The 18580-nt window shown below is 63.7% G+C and carries 18 protein-coding genes; 7 read left to right on the top strand and 11 right to left on the bottom strand.

The features are described 5' to 3' along the window. Window positions 1-21: 21 nt before the first annotated feature. From RY1_RS07795 to RY1_RS07780, 4 genes are all read right to left on the bottom strand, one after another. The gene (locus RY1_RS07795) at window positions 22-3153 is read right to left on the bottom strand and encodes a multicopper oxidase family protein (protein ID WP_072803076.1); all 3132 of its coding nucleotides are present in this window, start codon (window positions 3151-3153) and stop codon (window positions 22-24) included. Between the two features lie 341 nt (window positions 3154-3494). Further along, window positions 3495-4706, bottom strand: a complete 1212-nt coding sequence (locus RY1_RS07790) for a cytochrome P450 (RefSeq protein WP_072802954.1) — start codon at window positions 4704-4706, stop codon at window positions 3495-3497. Between the two features lie 42 nt (window positions 4707-4748). Further along, the gene (locus tag RY1_RS07785) at window positions 4749-5732 is read right to left on the bottom strand and encodes a PDR/VanB family oxidoreductase (protein ID WP_072802953.1); all 984 of its coding nucleotides are present in this window, start codon (window positions 5730-5732) and stop codon (window positions 4749-4751) included. Window positions 5733-5819: 87 nt separating this feature from the next. Beyond that, a complete protein-coding gene (locus RY1_RS07780) occupies window positions 5820-6593 on the bottom strand; it encodes an IclR family transcriptional regulator (protein ID WP_072802952.1) in 774 nt (257 codons plus the stop codon). A 131-nt stretch (window positions 6594-6724) separates the two neighbouring features. Here RY1_RS07780 and RY1_RS07775 point away from each other — a divergent pair, with 131 nt between their 5' ends. Both RY1_RS07775 and RY1_RS07770 read left to right on the top strand, forming a co-directional pair. After that, window positions 6725-7306 carry a nuclear transport factor 2 family protein gene (locus tag RY1_RS07775; RefSeq protein ID WP_072802951.1) on the top strand — a complete coding sequence of 194 codons (582 nt, stop codon included), beginning with the start codon at window positions 6725-6727 and terminating at the stop codon, window positions 7304-7306. Further along, window positions 7303-8064, top strand: coding sequence for an enoyl-CoA hydratase/isomerase family protein (locus tag RY1_RS07770; RefSeq protein WP_072802950.1), 762 nt, complete (start codon window positions 7303-7305; stop codon window positions 8062-8064). The genes RY1_RS07775 and RY1_RS07770 overlap by 4 nt, the downstream gene beginning before the upstream one ends. Window positions 8065-8097: 33 nt before the next feature. Here the strand turns inward: RY1_RS07770 and RY1_RS07765 are convergent, their stop codons facing one another. The 5 genes from RY1_RS07765 to RY1_RS07745 all read right to left on the bottom strand — a co-directional run bounded on the left by RY1_RS07765 (window position 8098) and on the right by RY1_RS07745 (window position 13052). Next, the gene (locus tag RY1_RS07765; protein ID WP_218019777.1) at window positions 8098-8976 is read right to left on the bottom strand and encodes a fumarylacetoacetate hydrolase family protein; all 879 of its coding nucleotides are present in this window, start codon (window positions 8974-8976) and stop codon (window positions 8098-8100) included. A 64-nt stretch (window positions 8977-9040) separates the two neighbouring features. Then, complete coding sequence (locus RY1_RS07760; protein WP_306305350.1) at window positions 9041-10039, bottom strand: cyclase family protein; 999 nt, start codon at window positions 10037-10039, stop codon at window positions 9041-9043. A 42-nt stretch (window positions 10040-10081) separates the two neighbouring features. Next, entirely contained in the window at window positions 10082-11020 is a 939-nt protein-coding gene (locus tag RY1_RS07755; RefSeq protein WP_072802948.1) for a VOC family protein, read from the bottom strand. Next, on the bottom strand, window positions 11017-12048 hold the full coding sequence (locus RY1_RS07750) for an amidohydrolase family protein (RefSeq protein WP_072802947.1): 1032 nt from the start codon (window positions 12046-12048) through the stop codon (window positions 11017-11019). Before RY1_RS07750 ends, RY1_RS07755 begins: the two co-directional genes overlap by 4 nt. Then, the gene (locus RY1_RS07745; protein ID WP_072803074.1) at window positions 12045-13052 is read right to left on the bottom strand and encodes a fumarylacetoacetate hydrolase family protein; all 1008 of its coding nucleotides are present in this window, start codon (window positions 13050-13052) and stop codon (window positions 12045-12047) included. The genes RY1_RS07750 and RY1_RS07745 overlap by 4 nt, the downstream gene beginning before the upstream one ends. A gap of 99 nt (window positions 13053-13151) precedes the next feature. Here RY1_RS07745 and RY1_RS07740 point away from each other — a divergent pair, with 99 nt between their 5' ends. Beyond that, window positions 13152-14117, top strand: a complete 966-nt coding sequence (locus RY1_RS07740; RefSeq protein ID WP_072803073.1) for a LysR family transcriptional regulator — start codon at window positions 13152-13154, stop codon at window positions 14115-14117. Here the strand turns inward: RY1_RS07740 and RY1_RS07735 are convergent. Beyond that, window positions 14075-14752: a TetR/AcrR family transcriptional regulator gene (locus RY1_RS07735; RefSeq protein WP_072802946.1), complete on the bottom strand. Its 678-nt coding sequence runs from the start codon at window positions 14750-14752 to the stop codon at window positions 14075-14077. The genes RY1_RS07740 and RY1_RS07735 overlap by 43 nt on opposite strands. A gap of 157 nt (window positions 14753-14909) precedes the next feature. Here RY1_RS07735 and RY1_RS30960 point away from each other — a divergent pair, with 157 nt between their 5' ends. Both RY1_RS30960 and RY1_RS07730 read left to right on the top strand, forming a co-directional pair. Further along, window positions 14910-15044 (top strand): antibiotic biosynthesis monooxygenase, encoded by a 135-nt coding sequence (locus RY1_RS30960; protein WP_139279755.1) that lies wholly within the window; start codon window positions 14910-14912, stop codon window positions 15042-15044. 63 nt (window positions 15045-15107) lie between these two features. Further along, complete coding sequence (locus tag RY1_RS07730; RefSeq protein ID WP_072802945.1) at window positions 15108-16334, top strand: FAD-dependent oxidoreductase; 1227 nt, start codon at window positions 15108-15110, stop codon at window positions 16332-16334. Between the two features lie 65 nt (window positions 16335-16399). Here RY1_RS07730 and RY1_RS07725 read toward each other — a convergent pair whose 3' ends face one another. Next, on the bottom strand, window positions 16400-17383 hold the full coding sequence (locus RY1_RS07725) for an NAD-dependent epimerase/dehydratase family protein (protein ID WP_072803072.1): 984 nt from the start codon (window positions 17381-17383) through the stop codon (window positions 16400-16402). A 216-nt stretch (window positions 17384-17599) separates the two neighbouring features. Here RY1_RS07725 and RY1_RS07720 point away from each other — a divergent pair, with 216 nt between their 5' ends. Both RY1_RS07720 and RY1_RS30520 read left to right on the top strand, forming a co-directional pair. After that, entirely contained in the window at window positions 17600-17902 is a 303-nt protein-coding gene (locus tag RY1_RS07720; protein ID WP_072802944.1) for a hypothetical protein, read from the top strand. A 216-nt stretch (window positions 17903-18118) separates the two neighbouring features. After that, window positions 18119-18556, top strand: a complete 438-nt coding sequence (locus tag RY1_RS30520; protein ID WP_245819533.1) for a DUF2510 domain-containing protein — start codon at window positions 18119-18121, stop codon at window positions 18554-18556. Window positions 18557-18580 lie beyond the last annotated feature (24 nt).

Raw genomic sequence — 18580 nt, 5'->3', positions numbered from 1 at the left:
TCCCCGATCTCGAAAAATTGGTCATCGGCCACCGAGTGCCAGTGGCCCCGCACCGACCGGCAAGGGAGGTACACCACCGACCTGTGTCGGCACGAGTGTGTCCGCTGTCGGATTCGGTCGCGCCAGGGTGAACTTGCGAACCTCGCCTGCGCCGCCGGACACCAACAGATCCGCTCCCGACGTCGTCGCGGTCGTCGCGACGTCCACCCCGGCCCCACCGGGGAACGGCACGAACGACGACGTCTGCGCGAACGAGACCGCACCGCCGTGATGATTCGGCGATTCGAGGTACATCTCCGGTCCGCCGTCGAGCCGCGATCCAGAGGAGAACGTCCGAACCGTGCCGTCGCCCCCGCTCATGCCGGCCACGATCGATTTCGCGCCACCCTCGACACCGGCTACCCATCCGGTCGAGAGCGCAACACCGTCGCGGTAGTCCTCGTCGAATGCCATGAACTCCGACGTCGTTGTCGGCTCGTCGCCGTGGCCCGCGTGTTCGGACGAGTCGGAGCTCGCCGCACTCGGGGTGAACAGGTCGTACCGGAATGTCTTCACCAGTGGCGAATCCCCCGGCCCCGGCGCCGTCACGATACTCGCACGTCCGGACGACGCATCCACCATGCCGGTGGCGAGCACCACCCCGGCGTCCGAATCCGGGTAGGGCGAGAACGTCCCGAACACCTCGGGGGTAGTACCCGGGTCGGTGGGAAGTTGCGACGCGTACACACTCACCTGGGTCTGCATGCCAGGGCCGGATCCGACGATGATGTTGTCTCGCAGTGCATTGCCGTCGATATCGGCAGTCGCGACGGTGACTCCGCCGTCGAAGTCGTCCGGAAGCGGAGCAAACCTGGTGAGCTCGGAGGTGAAGGGCGTCGTACCGACTGCGTTGTACGCCACCACTTCCGGCGCCGCTCCCGATCCGGTGCCGACAACGAGGTCGAGGACCATGTCTCCGTTCACATCCCCCATCGCCACCGAGGGTGAGCCCTCGAAACCGGGGAACGGTGTGACCGTCTGCACCAGGCGGTCACCGGCGGCGTCGAAAACCTCCACTCGTGCGTCGTGGCCGGGTGATCCCGGTACACCCACCGCGTAGGTCGACACTTCCGGAATGACACTGACCAATGCCATCAAACCGTTGTCCTCGTGGTTGAGTCGGTGGCAGTGGATCACGAACGTACCGGTGTATTCGGTGAACTTCGTCCGCAGGGTGACCGACGCCGGTACCAACGGATTCTCCTGGTCGTCGGTGACCGGGGCCGGTACGTTGACGTTGTCCTGACCCCACGGTTGTACACCGGTGACCGTTCCGGCGACCGGGTCGACGATCTCCATGACCTGAAAGTCGTTGACGTGTATGTGCATCGGATGCTCGTCGTTGTTGAGGTTGGTGATCTTCCATTCTTCCACCGAATTCAGACGCGGCTGTATCAACGGGATGTTCGGAAAGGTGTTGGCAGCGAATTCGTAGGTGAATGCTTTCGGATCACTGTTGCTGGCCTTGTCGTTCGAGAATCCGCCCGATACGACGAGTTCACGTGTCACGTCCACCGGCATCGACGCGGTGTCGACGAACGAGGTGTAGGCATCGAGCTTCTGGCCAGGGGCGAACGGGACCGTGACACCGGTGCCGTCCGCCGGCGTGACCTGCAGGAGCTTTTGTGTGGGGAACGTGAAGAAGCCGTCCGCATAGCTGATCACGGACGGGTCGACGGCCACCGTGCCCAGCGTCGCCGGCGGATCGTCGGTACCGTTGTTGGTGTACAGAATTCCGTCGTTCACAACCTCTTTCGCGTTCTCGAGCGGCGGCATGTCGAGTACCAGATCACCCTCGCTCGGCATCGTGACCGCGATCGCGTACCGCGAGCCCGGCGGAATCACCAGCCGCTCACCGTCACCGTCGACCGGCCGTTGGACCTGACCGAACGGATTTCCGTCCTGGCCGACTATCGCGAACTGCGGATGCGTGCCCGTTGCAGTCTCGGTCAGTCGTAACGGCATGTAGGCGAAATCGCTGACGTTCGCCAGGACCCAGATCTCGGTCTGGCCAGGACTCACCGTCAGCTCGGGCTGGAATCCACCGTTGACGGTGAACTGGACGTCGCGCAGGTTCTCGGGCAACGACGGGTCGGCCGGCACGTCGACGGTGTCGCTGGTGAAACTCTGCAGGTTGCCGGGAATGAATTGATTCTGGCCTCGATGATTGTCCGGCGACAGCGGACCTGTGTACCAGTTGGTCATGTACTGCGAGCCGTCCGTGGTGTCGGCGAAGTTGACCGGCGCCAAGCTCGGGCGGTACGTACCGTCGGCCAGCCCGGCTTCCGTCGGAGCCTGCAGAGTGCTGACGTACTGCGGCCAGTTCGGATCGTTGAGTTGCGCCCCGCTGCCTCCACGGTCGAAGACGAAGTTGTACTGCAACGCCATGTCCCTGACCGGAATGTCGTTCTCGGTGACGATGGGCAGATCGCCGTCGGGGCGGCCGATTTCGAGCAATCCGGCCAAACCGAAGTACGTCTGTTGCGCGGTCAGTGTGTGCAGGTGGCTGTGATACCAGTACATGCCGTTCGGCATGTCCGACGGCACCGCATAGTCGTACACGTTGCCCATGCCTGCCGGAATGTCCAGCAGAACGTTGTCGGCATTGCCGTCGGGACTCACGTGCAGGCCATGGGTGTGCAGATTCAGTGGCGCCTCTTCCAAGCTGGGCGGCGTGATGGGGACTTCGCCGCCGGCGGGCGTGAACGCGGGATCGTAGAAGTCCTCGATCGTCAGGCCCTGCAGGTCGTTGTCGTAGTGGACGATCAGCTGCTCACCCGGATTCACACGCAACGTCGGAGCCGGATAGATGTCCTGGCCGCTCGTCGACCCGTCCGACGCGATACCCCGGATGACCTCGTACCCGTAGAGCAGGAAGTTCTTCACCGGTGCCGACGCGGTGTCCAGCGCGACAGTGCCCTGATGTGCGGAGAGGCGAACCTCGAGCACGCCGTTATCGCTGGACAGTTTCACCGGTTCCGAATAGAGCGACGGCGAACCGTCGGCACCATGGAACACGACCGCATCGTCACCGGTGTCTCGTGCGCACGAGGCAAGCACGAGCACCAGCGCAACTGCCATCACGACGAGTCGTTTCGGCACCACGACCACCATCTGTTCGACCTCGCTCGCTGCTCCCATGACACACCGACGCGGAAGGCGTGAGCGCTGACGAAAGCCTATGACCGGGGGTGATGACTCGGAGGCGGGCCAAGGATGATTTTTGCGGGTGAGATGGTGCGCCCGAGGCCGTGCAGCCGATTCGAACATATGCACTAACAGGGTGTGGATAGATCTGTGGATAACTCGAGGACCAAGGCCTTCACCCTGTGGATGGTCTGTGGATGAAATCGCCGACAATTCCAATTACCGCAGGTCAAGTGCCTCGCGGGCGAATTACATGGCTGTGAGTAACGAGATCGCGCGCCTGGGGAAAACGAGGGCCGGCGCGCTGATCACTTCGGCGTCACCCGGACCGGTATCGACTCCCACGACCTGAGCGTGTTGTTCGGGTGGCGTGTCACCGGTCCGGCGACATCGATCGACTCGACGCGGGCGACCAACGCGGAGAGCAGCGCCTCCGACTCCAGACGCGCCACGTGCTGTCCGACGCACTGATGGATCCCCATGCCGTATCCCACGTGCCCGGACGGATCACGACGCAGATCGAACTCGTCCGGGTTCTCCCACCTTCGCGGGTCTCTGTTCGCCGACCCCAGGAACAGGACGATCTTGCTTCCGTCGGGAATGAGCGTGCCGCCTACTTCGATGTCGCGGGTGGCCGTACGGAAGAAGGTCTGGACAGGCGATTCCCAGCGCACCGCCTCATCGAATGCGCTACGACACAGCGCGACCGGGTCAGCGCGGAGACGATTCCATTGCGCCCGGTGTGACGCCAGGGCATACAGCACCGACGCGAGCCCGTTGACCGTGGTGTCCACTCCCGCGGAGAGCATCGAACGAACGACGAGCGGTGCCTGTTCGTAGGTGATGTCGCCGCGATCGGCGGCCGCCCAGATCTGAGCTCCGAAGCCCGAGTCCGACAGTACGTCTCGCGCACAGTGCGCGTTGACCCATCCGGAGAGTTCTGCAACACGGGGCGCACCTTTCGCCACGAGACTGTTGGACGGCCCGAAGGCATTGAACAGGTGATCGCCGTACGGGAGCAGATTCTCGCGTCCGTTGTCGGGAATGCCGACGGCGTCCGGGAACACACGGAGCGGAAATGCCTCCGCCAGCGCGGTGACCGCATCGAACTCGTGGCCCGACGCGAGCACGTCGTCGACCAGGGCCCGGGCATCGTCCATCCACGCTGCGCGTAGCTTCGTGAGTGCCCGCGGGCCGAGGACCTTGCTGAGCACTGCCCTGGGCGCATCGTGGTGCGGCGGGTCAGCTTCGAGCAGCAGGCTCGGTGGCCGCCACGGCTTCTCGTACCGGAAGTTGCTCAGACCCACGCCCGCTGCAGACTGGAAGGTCTGCCAGTCGGTGAGCGCAGCGTGCACCTCCTGGTACCGGCCGAAAGCAAACACGTCGTACCGGTCGAGGTATACGACCGGGCCCGCGTCGCGCAGCTCTCGCTGGAACGGCAACGGGTTCCCCAACGTATCGGGCCCGAACGGGTCGACATGACTGGTCGGTACGTCGGCGTTGGGGACGACTGTCGTCATCACGAGACTCCTTGCAGCAGTGGGTCGAGAGGGTGAGGTGAATCAGAGGTCGAGAACGAGGCGGTCGGAGCACGCCCGGGAGACACAGATGAACATGGCGTCGCCCGCGGCACGTTCGTCGTCGTCGAGGATGGAGTCTCGATGATCCACCTCACCCGCCAACACCGTCGTCGCACACGTTCCGCATGTCCCTTCGCGGCACGAGGACAGTACGTTCACGCCCGCACCGCGGACCGCGTCGAGCACGCTGCCTTCCGACGTGACCGTGAACACCGTTGCACTGCGTGCGAGTTCGACTTCGAACGGTTCGGTGCGGGCGGGCGCTGCCTGTACCCGCGGAACGAAGCGCTCGGTGCGCAAGTACCCGACCGGCCATCCCGAGCAACAGGATTCGGTTGCGTCCAGCAATGAACCCGGTCCGCATACGTACGCCTTGCTGTCGGTCGTCGCCGCATCCGAGAACCAGGAGGACAGATTCAGCAGCCCGACCTCGTCCTGCGGCGCCACGACTACCCGATCACCGTACGGCTCCAGTTCGTCGAGGAACGCCATCGAACTGCGGGTGCGGCCGCCGTAGAGCAGCGTCCACTCGATTCCCATCGACTCCGCTTGCGCAATCATCGGTAGCAACGGAGTGATCCCGATTCCGCCTGCGACGAACAGGTATTTCGGCGCCGGAACCATCTGAAAGTTATTGCGCGGACCCCCGATACCCACGGTGTCCCCTGCCATCAGCATGTCGTGAACGTATGCGGAGCCACCTCGGCCGTTCGGTTCGCGGAGTACCGCGACGCGATAGGTGAAGGGGTCCCATCGGTCTCCGCACAGCGAGTACTGACGCGTGACTCCGGCGGGCAACACCAGATCGATATGGGCGCCCGGAGCCCAATCGGGCAATCGCCTGCCACTCGGGTGGACCAGAGTCAGTGCAACAACACCATCGGACACGTGCTCCTTGGAGACGAGCCGAAGTGCCGACTGGTCGCGGCCCGCCTCCGGAAAAAGAAGATCTGAGCTGTCGGACATCTGCGGACTCCTCGATTGATCGTCGCTTCAACGATCGCAAGAGGGACCCATACCAACCAAGAGCATTCTCAATAGATGAGAGATATTTCAGTGATGGCTATCACTTTGCACCTTCACAGTGGTTGTCATCACTCGTGAAATCCCCTTCCCCGCCGCCTGCACTACGGGAACCAACGTTCTGGCGTGGTCGTCATTGGGCACGACGAGGCTCACAGCGGCGACCACGACGTCGTCCGCGTCGCGGACAGGCACAGCAATCCCAGCCGTTTCGGGATGGATATGTCCGGCGCACAGTGCGTACCCCTGACGTCGTACCGACGCGAGCATGGACCGCAGTTCCCGTTCGTTTCGCACGGTCTTGTCGGTATAGGCCGTCATCGGCGCACCCAGCACCCGCTCCTGCTGCCGAGTCGACGCGTGAGCCAGTAGAACCAGACCCGACGACGAGGCATGCAGGGGTAATCTGCCCGCGATCCGCGTGTAGTTCACCGCTGCGCCAGGCGCCGACAGCCGTTCGACGAACAGCACCTCGTCACCCTCGAGAACACCCAACTGCGCGTGGTGTCCGACTACCGCGTGCAGATCCTCCATGAACGGCATCGCAGCCTCACGTAGCCCTACCGTCGGTGATGCGCGAGAGGCCACTTCCCACAACCGAACTCCGACACGAATGCGGCGCCCGTCGCGCTCCAGCCATCCGCACGTTACCAATTCTTCGATCAATCGAGACGCGGTGGCGACGTGCAACCCGGCTCGTCGAGCGATCTCCGACACCGAAAGCGCCGAGTCGTCCAGGCCGAAGGCCTCGATGATGCGCACTCCACGCGCGAGCACCGATTCTCCGGTGTGCACCCGTCCCATGAGCTCACCTCATTTGCTTTTCTCACACAATGCCAGCAAACGGGCAGGCAGACGAGGTATCACTCGACCGGATCGCTACGTATCCTCGATCGTCGTTTCCGCTGCGACGGTCGCACGAACACACTTGCGGTGTGACCGAGGACACCGACGGGACAGATGGCAGGCCAGCGAGGACGACCACGCTCTTCGCCGATCCGCGAACGGCAGCAGATCGAACGCAGGCATGGACCGCGCTCATCACTGCGTACTACGACGGGTGCAGCGCCGGCGACGTCGATCTGATGCTTCGCACGCTGCACCCCGAGGTCGTGCACTGGTTCCTCGCTCCGAACACCGGATCACGCGCAGTCGACGGCGCCGAGCATCTGGCGCGGTATTGGCGGAAAGTCACACGCGACATCGACGCTCGATGGGTGGTCGACACCATCTGCGCCACCGACACCGACGCCGTCATCGAATGGACGATGTGGTGGACGCCTGCAGGCAGCTCGGATCGGGTGGCCACCCGCGGTGCCGAGTGGTTCACGTGCGTCGACGGGCTCATCCACGAGATCCGTTCGTACTATCAGATGCACTCCGCCACAACCGAGCTCGACGGATTCCCCTATGCCGATCGGGGCTATTCGGTGCCCGGTGCAGAACACAGTGCCCTCCACCGACCCGGTGTCGTCGACCGCCGCGCTTCCGCCGACGACCCGCAGGAGAACCGATGAACATTCTTCTCGAACGCGACGATGCCGTCGCGACCATCACGTTGAACCGGCCGGACAAGCTGAATGCGCTCGATCGCGGCACTCGCTGGGAACTCATCGACGCCCTTCGTGAGGTTGCCCGCGATGCCAGCGTGCGCGCAGTGGTCGTCACCGGAAGTGGCCGAGCGTTCTGTGTCGGGCAAGATCTCGCGGCCACCGAGGAACTCGTGCACGCCGACGAGACGGTCGCCGGTTCGTACAACCCGATAGCTCAGATCATCTCGGACATGCCCAAGCCCGTCGTCGCAGCCGTCAACGGCCCTGCCGTGGGCGCCGGGCTCGGACTGGCCCTCGTGTGCGATCAGCGGCTTGCCGCCGATTCCGCGTCGTTCTCGTGTGCGTTCGGGAAGGTCGGCCTCGTCCCCGACACCGGTGTTTCGTGGTACCTCGTACGCGAACTCGGATACACACGCGCCTTCCGGCTCGCGGCCACGGGCCGGAAATTCTCTGCCGAGGAGGCATACACGCTCGGGTTGATCGACGAGGTGGTCCCGGCCGACCGGCTCAGCGCGAGGGCGCACGTCCTCGCGCAGGAACTGGCGTCGGCGCCCGCCTATTCGCTGGCGCTGACCAAACGCCAGTTCCGCGCTGTACACGAAACGACCTTCCAGGATTCCCTCGCCACGGAGGCCCGGCATCAAGGCCTGGCAGCAGGGCATCCCGACCATGCCGAAGGCCGCACTGCGTTCGCCGACAAGCGAACTCCCCGGTGGGCATGAGCGAGCTTCTCGCCCGTCGTGCCGGCCCAGTACTCAGATCTTCGCTGCCGAGCCGATTCGACGGCGACCCGGCGGAATGTCCACCGCTGCAGCACCATCGACAAGAGTGTTCTGCGTGTATCCGAGCTGCTCGACCTCGAGCCGAACGACGTCGCCCGACGAGAGCCAGTCGGGGGCGTCGACGCCGCGGGTCCGCTTGATCTCGGCCAGGCAACCGGTTCCGCAGGTACCCGAACCGATCACGTCACCGGATCTGACCTGCGCACCGCGCGAGGCGAACGCGACGAGGTCGCCGAACGACCACGCCATGTTCTTCGAGTTGTCGCCGCCCACCACCGTGCCGTTGAGCGCGACGGACGTGGTCAACGCCAGCCGACCGTCCACGATGCACTCGGCCAGTTCGTCGGCCGTCACGAGCCAGGGGCCGAGCGTGATGGCGCCGTCCTTGGACTTCGACGGGCCCATCGGGAACTTGAACTCGTGGACCTGAAGATCACGGGCCGACCAATCGTTCATGATCGTGTACCCGAAGATGTGCTCACTCGCCTGCGACGGCGTCAGATCGCTACCGGGCCTGCCGACCACAGCGGCAATCTCGAGCTCGTAGTCGTACTGCGTGACCAGGGGCGGTATCGGGACGTCACCGTATGCCGAGACGATCGACCCTGGATTGGAAAAATAGAACAGTGGTTTCTCGTACCACTCGTCCGGTACCGAACCGGCCAACTCGGCCAAGTGCTGCTCGTAGGTGAGAAAGTCACGCACAGAGGGAGGTTCGAGCAACGGTGCCAGTTCGATGTCGGCAATCTCCACCACGTCGGCGGTCCGAACCCGCCGCGCGATCTCCGCCAATGCCTCGTCTCCACCCCTGACGATGTCGAGCACTCTCGTCCCCGGGTCCAGGACTCGCACCCTGTCACCCTCCAAGACACCCACTCGCGACAAGCCGTGAAGCCGAACAGTGGTCAATCGCATGTCATTTCACCGCCACTGGGTTGACCGGTGAACCGACCGCCCTGGTGAAGGGCAAAGGTTGCGCGGCGAGCAGGAACTCGTAGACCCCGTCGGCAGCACAATCGTCGGCCAGCGTGTCGAGATCCCACATCTCACCGAACAGCAGTCCGATATGGGGAAGTGCCACTTGATGCAGCGGCTGCATCGCGTCGGGCCACTCGTTCGGGCGAACTTCCACCCCCCATGTGTCGGTTGCGACAGCCGCGATCTCCGTGCTGTGCAACCATCCTGCCGTACCGAAGGACAGGCCGGGAGCAGGCCCGCCCGCGTAGCTCCCCCAACCCCGACCCGCATCGACCCCGACGCGCACCCGAGCGAGCTGACCGGTCCGAATCAGGACGATGTCACCGCGACCGACGGTAGAGGTGCTGCCCTGCTGCCGAATCGTCTCCTCCAGATCATCCACCGTGATGGACCACCCGTCGGGAAGTTCGCCGTCGGTACCCACCGCGCGGCCGACGTCGAGGAGCACACCTCTACCGACGACCGGGGCTGCCAGCCGTTCGATGCCCGTCGCGAAATCGCCTTCGCTGGTGACGATGTCGGATGCTACCCGGCCGTTCCAGCCGATTCCGTGGTCGAAGACGTGCCCGAGCCCATCCCACTGCGTGCTGCACTGCAGCGGCATGAACACGCAGTCGTCGGCAACCGACAGCCCGTGTGGCAACCCCATCTGTTCCGCCGTGTCCATACCCGTGGACATCATCGTGTGTACGGGATTGACACGCCGTCGCCATCCGACCTGCGGACCGTTCTCGTCGAACGGCAACGAGAGGCTGAAGCTGTCGCCGCGGCGGATCAATGACGCGGCGCGGGTGCGCGCATCGGAGTCGATGAAGTTGACGGTACCCACACCGTCGTCGGGGCCCCATCTCCCCCAATTGCTGTATTTCTTCGCAGATGTGGCGATCGCGGTCTCGGGATCCGGTCCGTGATCGGCAGTGATGTCGATGGTGCGCACTACGCCTCCTGACAATCCTGGTTTGTATGTGGTGGGTCGACGTCAGATCGGAGGCGCGAGAAACAGACCCGGATCGACGTCGTTGAAACTCTGCTTGGACACGAGCTCCTCGAATGGATTCGCGGTCCCCCATTGATCCTGATTCTCCGGCAGGGACACGTCGTAGATGCTCGGATGCCAGGTGTCCTCGTCGAGCATCTCGAGTTCGGTCGTGTATTCGATCGTGTTGCCGTGTGGGTCGAGGAAGTAGGCAAAGGTGTTGTCTCCGGCGGCGTGCCGTCCCGGTCCCCACACCAACGGTGTCCCGGCCCGCAGCAAGCGACCGGTCCCGCGCATGTACTCGTCGACGCCACGCATCTCGAACGAGATGTGATGCAGGGAGACGTGCGGCCCCTTCGCGATCGCCATGCTGTGGTGCTGCGGGTTGCAGCGCATGAACTTCATGACATCTCCGACGTGGGGATGGACCAACGTGTCCGACAGCGCGAAATCCAAGTGCTCCTCGTAGAAGGCCTGCGTCCGCGACGGGTCGGGCGAGTTGATGACCACGTGCGACAGCCGTACCGGAATCGATTCGCGCTCTTCGATCTTCCGATGCTTACGGTCGGTCACGTCCGCGGAGATCTCGATGGTTCGGCCGTCCACATCGAAGAATCGGAAGCCGTATCCGCCGCCCGCCGTCGCAAGTGTGTCCGGTTCGGTGGCCAACTGCACCCCTGCCGTGCCGAGTCGCTGCGCCAAGGCATCGACGTCGGCCCGCGAGCCCGCCCCGTAGGCAATCAGATCGAGCCGCTTGTCGGTGTCCTTGCGCAGTCTGACGATGTACTGCTCCGGTGACCCCTCGGCGGCGAGGAAGACGATTCCCTTGTCTTCGGCAACCGGCGTCAGTCCCCACATTTCGGTATAGAACGCACGCTGCTTGTCGAAATCCGGCACCGCGAGGTCGACGTGACGCAGGTGTGTTATCAAACGATCTGTCATGGTTTTCCCTTTCCGGATGAAGTAGCCGAGTCGATCGGCAAGCCGAGCAGTCGAGCGGCGTTTCCACCGCGGATCGCAGCGAAGGTCTCCTGGTCGAATCCGGCAGCCTCCAGCCGATCCACCGGGTCGTCGACACCCATGTCGAAGGGATAGTCGGAACCGAGCGTCACTTGGCCGGTACCCATCGTCGACACCAAGTGCCTCAATTGCTCCGGGGTGTAGACCAACGAGTCGACGTAAGTGCGGCTCAACAGTTCCGACGGACGCAGTTCGGTCGTGTGTGCATCGTCTCGGTGCGCCCAAGCATGATCGGCGCGGACCATGTAACTGGCCAGGTAGCCGCCGCCGTGGGCAGACCATATGCGAAGGTCCCTGTGCCGTTCCAGCAGACCCGAGAACACGATTCGCGAGAGCGCCAGGGCAGTTTCGGCCGGGTTGCCGACACTGTTGAACAGGTAGTAGGCGTCCAGGCGCTCACCAAGCGTGCATCCCCACGGGTGGATCAGCACTGCGGTGCCCAGTTCTTCGGACAACGCCCAGAATTCCGCCAGATCGGGGTGATCGAGTTCGCGACCGGCCCCGGCGGAGGTCGAGATCTGTACGCCTCGCATGCCGAGATCGACTACTGCCGTGCGTAATTGCTGCACAGCGAGATCTGGATGCTGCAGGGAGACGGTACCGATCGGCACCAACCGAGCCGGGGCCTGCGAACAGAAGGCCGCTACACCCTCGTTGCTGACCTCGACGATGCTCGACGCGAGGTCGCGATCCGCCCACGCGTGTGGAAGGGGGACCGCGCTCACTGCCTGGACGTCGACCCGTGCTGTGTCCATGGCCTGCACCCTGAGGTCAAGATCGACCAACCGTGGCCCGATGGCGCCCATCTGCGCCAAGTTCACGGCCAGGGACTCACGCCCCATCGTGGCAGCGTCGATGCCTCGTTGCCGAAGCAGTCCTGGATGCCCCTCGACCAAGGCGTCGACAGCAGGCACCGCGACGTGTGCGTGCACATCGATCGCCTGAGTCACCGGTTCTCCTCGCCGACGTTCTCCTCGTCGACGCAGACGTTGCGCTGTGACCCGAGGCCCGTCACGGTCGAGTCCATGACATCGCCCGCCCGCAGCAGCCTGCCCCGCGCCTTACCGTTACCCGCCGGGCTGCCGGTGAGAACGAGGTCACCCGGGAGCAACGTCGCGATCGACGAGCAATGCGCGATGATGCGGGCCGCGTCGAAGATCATGTCCTTCGTGGATTCGTCCTGCATGACTTCACCGTTGAGTTCGAGTCTGATGCGCAGATCGCCCGGATCCGAAATGGCGTGCGCAGGCACGATGACCGGTCCGGTCGGGAGGAAGGAAGGCGAGTTCTTCGCCGCCAGCCAATCGGCGCCGAGAGCGGGGATGTCCTTCCGAAAGATCTTCTCGCGCAGGGTGACGTCGTTGACGATGGTCCACCCCGCGACGTAACCGAGTGCGTCGTCGGCGCTCACTCGGCGCGCGCGCCGACCGATCACCGCTGCGAGTTCGAGTTCCCAGTCGGGTTCGGTTCCATCGACGGGCAGTACGACGTCGTCGTATGCTCCCGTCACTGCACTCGGCAAACCCTGGAACACGTAGGGCGGATGGTCGAGGCGGCTGTCCATTTCGGCGGCCGCGTCGGCACGAACCTGTTCGATCGTCCGTCCGTCCGAACCGTCGTGGTGGGCGGCGGCGATATCGATGACGTGACTGCGGTAGTTGGCTCCGGCCTGGAATATCTGACGCGGCTCGATCGGGCTCGCCGGCGTGAAATCCCGCAGAGGTAACCAGTTCTCGGTCGAGTGCGCGAGGCGCCCCAACACCGGAAGTACCTCGTCCCACCGATCCAGCAGCTCACGGACCGAGCGCGGAGAGCCCACCTGCTCGAACGCCGAGAGATCGAGAATCCGGTCGTGTCGCAGCAGCGCGGGAAATGGTGAGCCGGTGGCCGCGCTCAACTGGGTGAGCGCCCACTCTCCGGCGTGGTCGATGCGGGTGATCGGCGTGGATTCCATGGTTTTCAGCATGTGCCGACCGAGGTGATAGCGGAAACGAACCTTTCGCATACCGAGGCATTCAACCGGGCTATGACGGCTGTCACATACAGTGGCCGCATGGAATTACCGAGCCTCGATCTCAACCTCGTCGTGGTTCTCCATGCGCTCCTCGAGGAGCGGAACGTCACCCGCGCGGGCGAACGCGTCGGCCTCAGTCAACCGGGTGCCAGCGCCGCACTCGGCCGACTCCGTCGTCACTTCGACGATCCGTTGCTCAAACGGGTGGGCGTCAAGTACGAGCTGACGCCTCTTGCACAAGGGCTGTACGACCAACTCGGCGAGATACTCCACGATTTACAGAAGGTGCTTGCTGCACAATCCCATTTCGACCCCCGCACCACCGAACGCCGCTTCGTCGTGCGCTGCTCCGACGCAGTGCTGTCGGTCCTCGCACCGCTGATCGTCGCGGAGGTAGCCAGATCGGCGCCCCACGCGGTGCTCGACTTCCGAACCATGAGCGCCGCGCTGCTCGACGATCCGATGCAGTCGTTGAGCGAGATCGACGTGTTGATCGCGCCGCGGGGTCTGTTCTCGCTTCCCGACATTCCGCAAGTGGAGCTCTACACGGACCGTTGGCTGTGCGCGACGTGGTCGGGCAACACCACCATCGGCAATTCCATGACCTTTGCGCAGGTCCAACAATGCCGCTGGATCATGCCGTTCCAAGAGGTCTCGATGACCTCGCCGGCCGACGCGGCACTCGCGACGTTGGGAGTCGATCGCCACTGTGCCGTGCGCGTCGAAAGCTTCAGAACTCTGACGGAGCTGGTCACGGGAACGGACCTGTTGGTGCTCACACACGAGCGGCTCATGGCGCGCACCAACAGCGACACGCTGCGGCTCGTATCGCTTCCAGGCGAACTTCCCCCGTTCGCGGAGCTGGCATGGTGGCACCCCACCCGCCAACTCGACGCCGGACACAGGTGGTTCATCAACCTGATCGTGGGCCAGGCAGAACAACTCCCCGCCCACTCGCCCGCTCAGGCTCCCGAGCGAGAACCGTCCCCAGCGCGCAGTAGATAGCGACAGATCATCTCCGACAGTTCGCGGACGAACGCCTCGTCGTCGACGGGTGGGCCCGAGAAACTCGGCCCGTAGCTGGTACGTAGCACAAGCGCGGAGAAGGCCGTCGTGAACGACATACGCGCCGCTGCGGCGGGATCTGCATGATCTATCGCCTGCCCCGCCCGCATCACGACCGCGGTGAACTCGTCTCCGACCGACCGCGCATGGACGCTACCCCGACGGTTGACCTCGGCATGGACGCCCGAGATGAGCACCACCGATCGGAGAAACGCAGCGTGCGTGCGAAAAACTCGAGCCAAACCGTCGACGGCACCCTCGACGAGCTCCGCGGGAGGCAGCCCCTCCCAACGGCCTTCGGCGAACACCCTGTTCTGATCCGCGACGATGGCGACCATCTTGTGTTCGTAGACGGCGAGAAACAACCCGTCCTTAGTGTTGACCCGCTCGTACAACGCCCGCGGCGCAACATCGGCGCGCTCACAGACGGCCGCGATCGTGAACGCCTCGTAACCACCCTCCTCGACGATGGCGACGCCTGCTTCGAGTATCCGCAACCACGCGTCACGGCTGCGTTGCTGGCGCGGCAGGCGGACAACGAGATCGTCCTCTCGGTATGCGTCGTCGGGGTTCACGTGGTCGATTCTCCCGTGTGAGATCCGCGCGGCAATTCGAGGGGTTGACAGAAAGGTGACGTGAAGCACATCATGACCTAACCGTAGTCCGCACTACGGTTTGCTACCTGGTTGGACCAGAGACCAAGCCGACTCTTTCGAACTCTCGGGAGAACTCATGCTGATCGTCATCGATCCGGAGCGAGTCATGAGCGTCGAGATCTGGCGCGACCGCGATGCTCTCGCCGCGCACATGGACCACCCCCTACACCCACGAATCTCTGGCGCCCGTTCCCGATTCGATCGTCGGTGAACCGGAGATGTCGACACACGACGTGCAGTGACCGTTCGATTCCATCACGAGAAAGACGTACCCATGAGCACAGCCCCCAGAGGTCGGGTCGCCGTCATCGGTGCCGGACCGGCAGGAATGGCGACCGCACTCTCTGTCCATCAAGCAGGCCACGACGTCGTCCTGCTGGAGAGATACAAGCAGGCACGACCTGCCGGAAACATCCTCAATCTCTGGCCACCGCCCATCAAGGCACTGGGACTGCTCGGCGTCGATGTCGACGACCTCGGCGCGCCGTGCCGATCGGAGTTCCGTAACGCCCAGGGTCGGCGGCGGGTCGAGATCGACATGCCGCCGGAGATCGTGCGTGACTACGGGGGTGGATTCATCGGACTGCTCAGGCCCGAGTTGTACGAGCGCCTATTGGCGGCCATGCCGCCCGGCGTTCTGCAGGTCGATCGAGGCGTCGACAGCATCGACCAGGATGAATCCGTCGTTCGGTTGCACATGTCCGACGGCACCATCGAAAACGCGGACGTCGTCATCGGTGCAGACGGCATCGACTCGCTCGTCCGCCGGACACTCTGGGGTGATTCCCCCAAGCGTGAGCACAATCTACAGATCTTCGGTGGATTCACCTACGCCGACGATCTCGGCGTGGAGCCCGGGTTGTGCATCATCTCGCACAGTCGCACGGTGCAGGGAGCCTGGACCTCGATTCGACACAAGGGCCGCAGCGGTTTTCAGTGGTGGGTCCTACAAGCCCACCCCGCGACCGAGGAGTACACCGGCAACTTGCATGCCAGCGCAACAGAACTGGGACGAGAGTTCGCCTTTCCTCTCCCCCAACTCATCGCGGCGACAGACCCCGACAATGTGCAACGATGGCCCATCAGAGACCGCAAGCCGTTGAAACAATGGTCCAAGGGCCGGGCCACACTGGTCGGCGACGCAGCCCATCCGACATCACCCTACGCAGCATATGGCGCTGGGATGGCAACGGAAGACGGCTATTTCGTCGGTAGACGTCTGGCGGGTGTCGATCTCTCCGACTACGTCGCGGTACGGGCGGCACTCGACGCGTTCGAGACTCCGCGCAAACCACACACCGCGCGTCAATCGCAGCAGGCATACATGCTGGGACAGATGTTCCACCATGCTCCGAAACCGCTGCGGTACGTGCGAGACCAGATCTTGGACCGAACCCCGTTGCTGCAGAAAGTCGTCGGCGAATCGAGTCCCAAGGAGATTCTGTCGCAGATCGACCTCATCGATCAGGCGGAGAAGGCGTTCACCACGGCCCGTCGTTGAGGTTCCGGCCCATCCCGTGCAGGGTTCGCAGGCCTGCACGGGGTGGCACCGAGGCTCGGCCGTCGTCAGATGATGCCCTCGCTCGCATAGAACTGGGCGGCCGACCGAATGGATTCCTCGACCGGTGTGGGCTTCCAGCCCAATTCTCGTTCTGCCTTGCTGTGATCGAGCGCAGACATCGCCTGCGCTATGCGCATCGCGTCGTAGCCGAGCTTCATGTCGCCGCGAACCAGACGCACGAGCGCATCGGTAGCACGAGTTGCGGACAACACGAACGGCATCGGAAGTGCGCGCGGAGGACGTTTCCCACCTACCTCGGCGGCGATGGTCAGGGGATACAAACTGCTCAGGCACCTGTCCGAGATGATGTAGCGCTCACCTGGTCTGCCCCGTTCCGCGGCGAGAAGCATTGCCCGCGCAGTGTCTTCGATACCCACTATCTCGGCGTCGTAGGCAGGATAGAACGCGAGCTTCCCCGCCGCCGCCTGCGCGATGGTTCTGCCATGCGGCGTCGGCTGCCAGTCGCGAGGTCCGTACGTGGTCGACACGCACATCGCCACAGCGGGCAGCCCCCGCTCGCGGGCGTACTCCAGAACCAAGTCCTCGGCGGCCACTCTGGCCTCGATGTACGGGCCGCCGGTGTCCCAGTTTCGCTCGTCGTCCTCGGTGATCAGCGTGTCGTCACTGATCGCCAATGTGCCTGCGGTACTGGTGAACACGAATTTTCGCAGCCCTGCGTCGAGCGCCACGTTCAGCACGTGGCGCAATCCCTCGACGTTGGTGCGAAACAGGGGCTCCGGATCGCGCAGGAACACTCGTGCGTCGACCACGCAGTAGTAGACGACGTCGCACCCCGCCATCGCCGTGCGAAGAGCGTCGTCGTCGAAGATGTCGCCGAGGACCTTCTCCACGTCGAGATCGTCGATGCCCTTGGTCGAACTGGTACTTCGCACCATCACGCGGGTGGAGATCCCGTCTTCGACCAGCTTTCGCACCACGTGAGACCCGAGAAAGCCGCTGGCACCGATCACCAGGCTCTTCGGGACCACCTGGACCTCGTCGTCCTCAACCACGGAATATCTCGATCACTGGCACAGCCTCCGTATCGAACCAACGTCTACGACGGCTCCGAGCACGCCGTAACCCCAGCGCTCTTTCTACACTGCCGAGCTATAGATTCGAATGATTTTGACGATTATCGAACGGGTAACAGCCAATCTGTGCCGGTGGGCGTATTCTTCGTCCACTGACGAAGGGGGCTTCTCATGGCGCGCGGCACAGAGAAATCGGCCGAGGTCTTCCGGGGCCCACAGGTCGAATACGGCGAACTCCTCCGGGTCGACGACCACACGACCGTCTTACCCGTATCTCGCCGCACCCGATGGGGTGGAGCAGTTCCTGTCGGCATATTCACCGTCACCGAGGGCTCCACCACCTGGACGCCTGCCATAGACGGCGGCCGGGTCGCGTTGATCGGCGTGCTCACCGGGCTGATCGCGGCGACCCTCGGTTCGGCCGCCGTACTCCGGCAGCCACCCTGGCCGAAAATGACCATCGACTCGAAATGAGGCGAGGAGCGCTACACCCGTTGTCGTCTTGTCCGAAGCAGTCATCGGAGTCACCTGCCGACTGGGGCGCTGAACGCGGACATACCCCCGAGGGTTTCGGAAGCGTTGCTCGTCGGGTCGAAGAAGTTGATGCCCAACATCATTCATGTGAATGAATGCCAGCCGCACCACACGGATTCGCTGGACATCCCGCGACATTCACACAACGATGCGGCCATGGCTTCGAGTAACAAAACGCGACCCGGCTGGTTCCAAGACGGGCAGCCCACGGGATTCGAGAGGTACTGGAACGGGTGGAATTGGGAAGGCACCCCGAGGCCGATCCAGCAGAAAGAACTACCCCATCGCCGCGCATGGACGATCGCAGGTGCCGTATTCATCGCCTTGTTCGTGATGTTCAATCTGTCGGCGGGTGAAGCTGCGGCAATCGGCATCATCCTGGTGTCTCTGTCGCCGTTCATTCTTGTGGCAATCGTGTTGTGGTTGCTGTGGCGGGCGGGTAGCCGCAAGACGGTTGTGATGCAGGCGACTACGCCCACCCAGCCGACGGGGCCGATGCCTCCAGGCTGGTACCCGGACATGGGTGATCCGACGTTGCAACGCTGGTTCGACGGACATTCCTGGACTTCCGCGACACTGCCACGACAACCCTGAGTCGAACGGTGGGATGAATGACTC

Source organism: Rhodococcus yunnanensis NBRC 103083 (assembly GCF_001895005.1).
Taxonomy (GTDB): Bacteria; Actinomycetota; Actinomycetes; order Mycobacteriales; family Mycobacteriaceae; genus Rhodococcoides; species Rhodococcoides yunnanense.
The sequence above is the reverse complement of the archived record's forward strand: the minus strand, read 5'-3'. Positions and strand labels throughout refer to the sequence as shown.

What these genes read in the sequence shown, in the direction of transcription:
- RY1_RS07795 (WP_072803076.1), bottom strand. Translation starts at nt 3,153, where the DNA reads ATGGTGGTCGTGGTGCCGAAACGACTCGTCGTGATGGCAGTTGCGCTG.
- RY1_RS07790 (WP_072802954.1), bottom strand. Translation starts at nt 4,706, where the DNA reads ATGACGACAGTCGTCCCCAACGCCGACGTACCGACCAGTCATGTCGAC.
- RY1_RS07785 (WP_072802953.1), bottom strand. Translation starts at nt 5,732, where the DNA reads ATGTCCGACAGCTCAGATCTTCTTTTTCCGGAGGCGGGCCGCGACCAG.
- RY1_RS07780 (WP_072802952.1), bottom strand. Translation starts at nt 6,593, where the DNA reads ATGGGACGGGTGCACACCGGAGAATCGGTGCTCGCGCGTGGAGTGCGC.
- RY1_RS07770 (WP_072802950.1), top strand. Translation starts at nt 7,303, where the DNA reads ATGAACATTCTTCTCGAACGCGACGATGCCGTCGCGACCATCACGTTG.
- RY1_RS07755 (WP_072802948.1), bottom strand. Translation starts at nt 11,020, where the DNA reads ATGACAGATCGTTTGATAACACACCTGCGTCACGTCGACCTCGCGGTG.
- RY1_RS07745 (WP_072803074.1), bottom strand. Translation starts at nt 13,052, where the DNA reads ATGGAATCCACGCCGATCACCCGCATCGACCACGCCGGAGAGTGGGCG.
- RY1_RS07740 (WP_072803073.1), top strand. Translation starts at nt 13,152, where the DNA reads ATGGAATTACCGAGCCTCGATCTCAACCTCGTCGTGGTTCTCCATGCG.
- RY1_RS30960 (WP_139279755.1), top strand. Translation starts at nt 14,910, where the DNA reads ATGCTGATCGTCATCGATCCGGAGCGAGTCATGAGCGTCGAGATCTGG.
- RY1_RS07730 (WP_072802945.1), top strand. Translation starts at nt 15,108, where the DNA reads ATGAGCACAGCCCCCAGAGGTCGGGTCGCCGTCATCGGTGCCGGACCG.
- RY1_RS07720 (WP_072802944.1), top strand. Translation starts at nt 17,600, where the DNA reads ATGGCGCGCGGCACAGAGAAATCGGCCGAGGTCTTCCGGGGCCCACAG.
- RY1_RS30520 (WP_245819533.1), top strand. Translation starts at nt 18,119, where the DNA reads ATGGCTTCGAGTAACAAAACGCGACCCGGCTGGTTCCAAGACGGGCAG.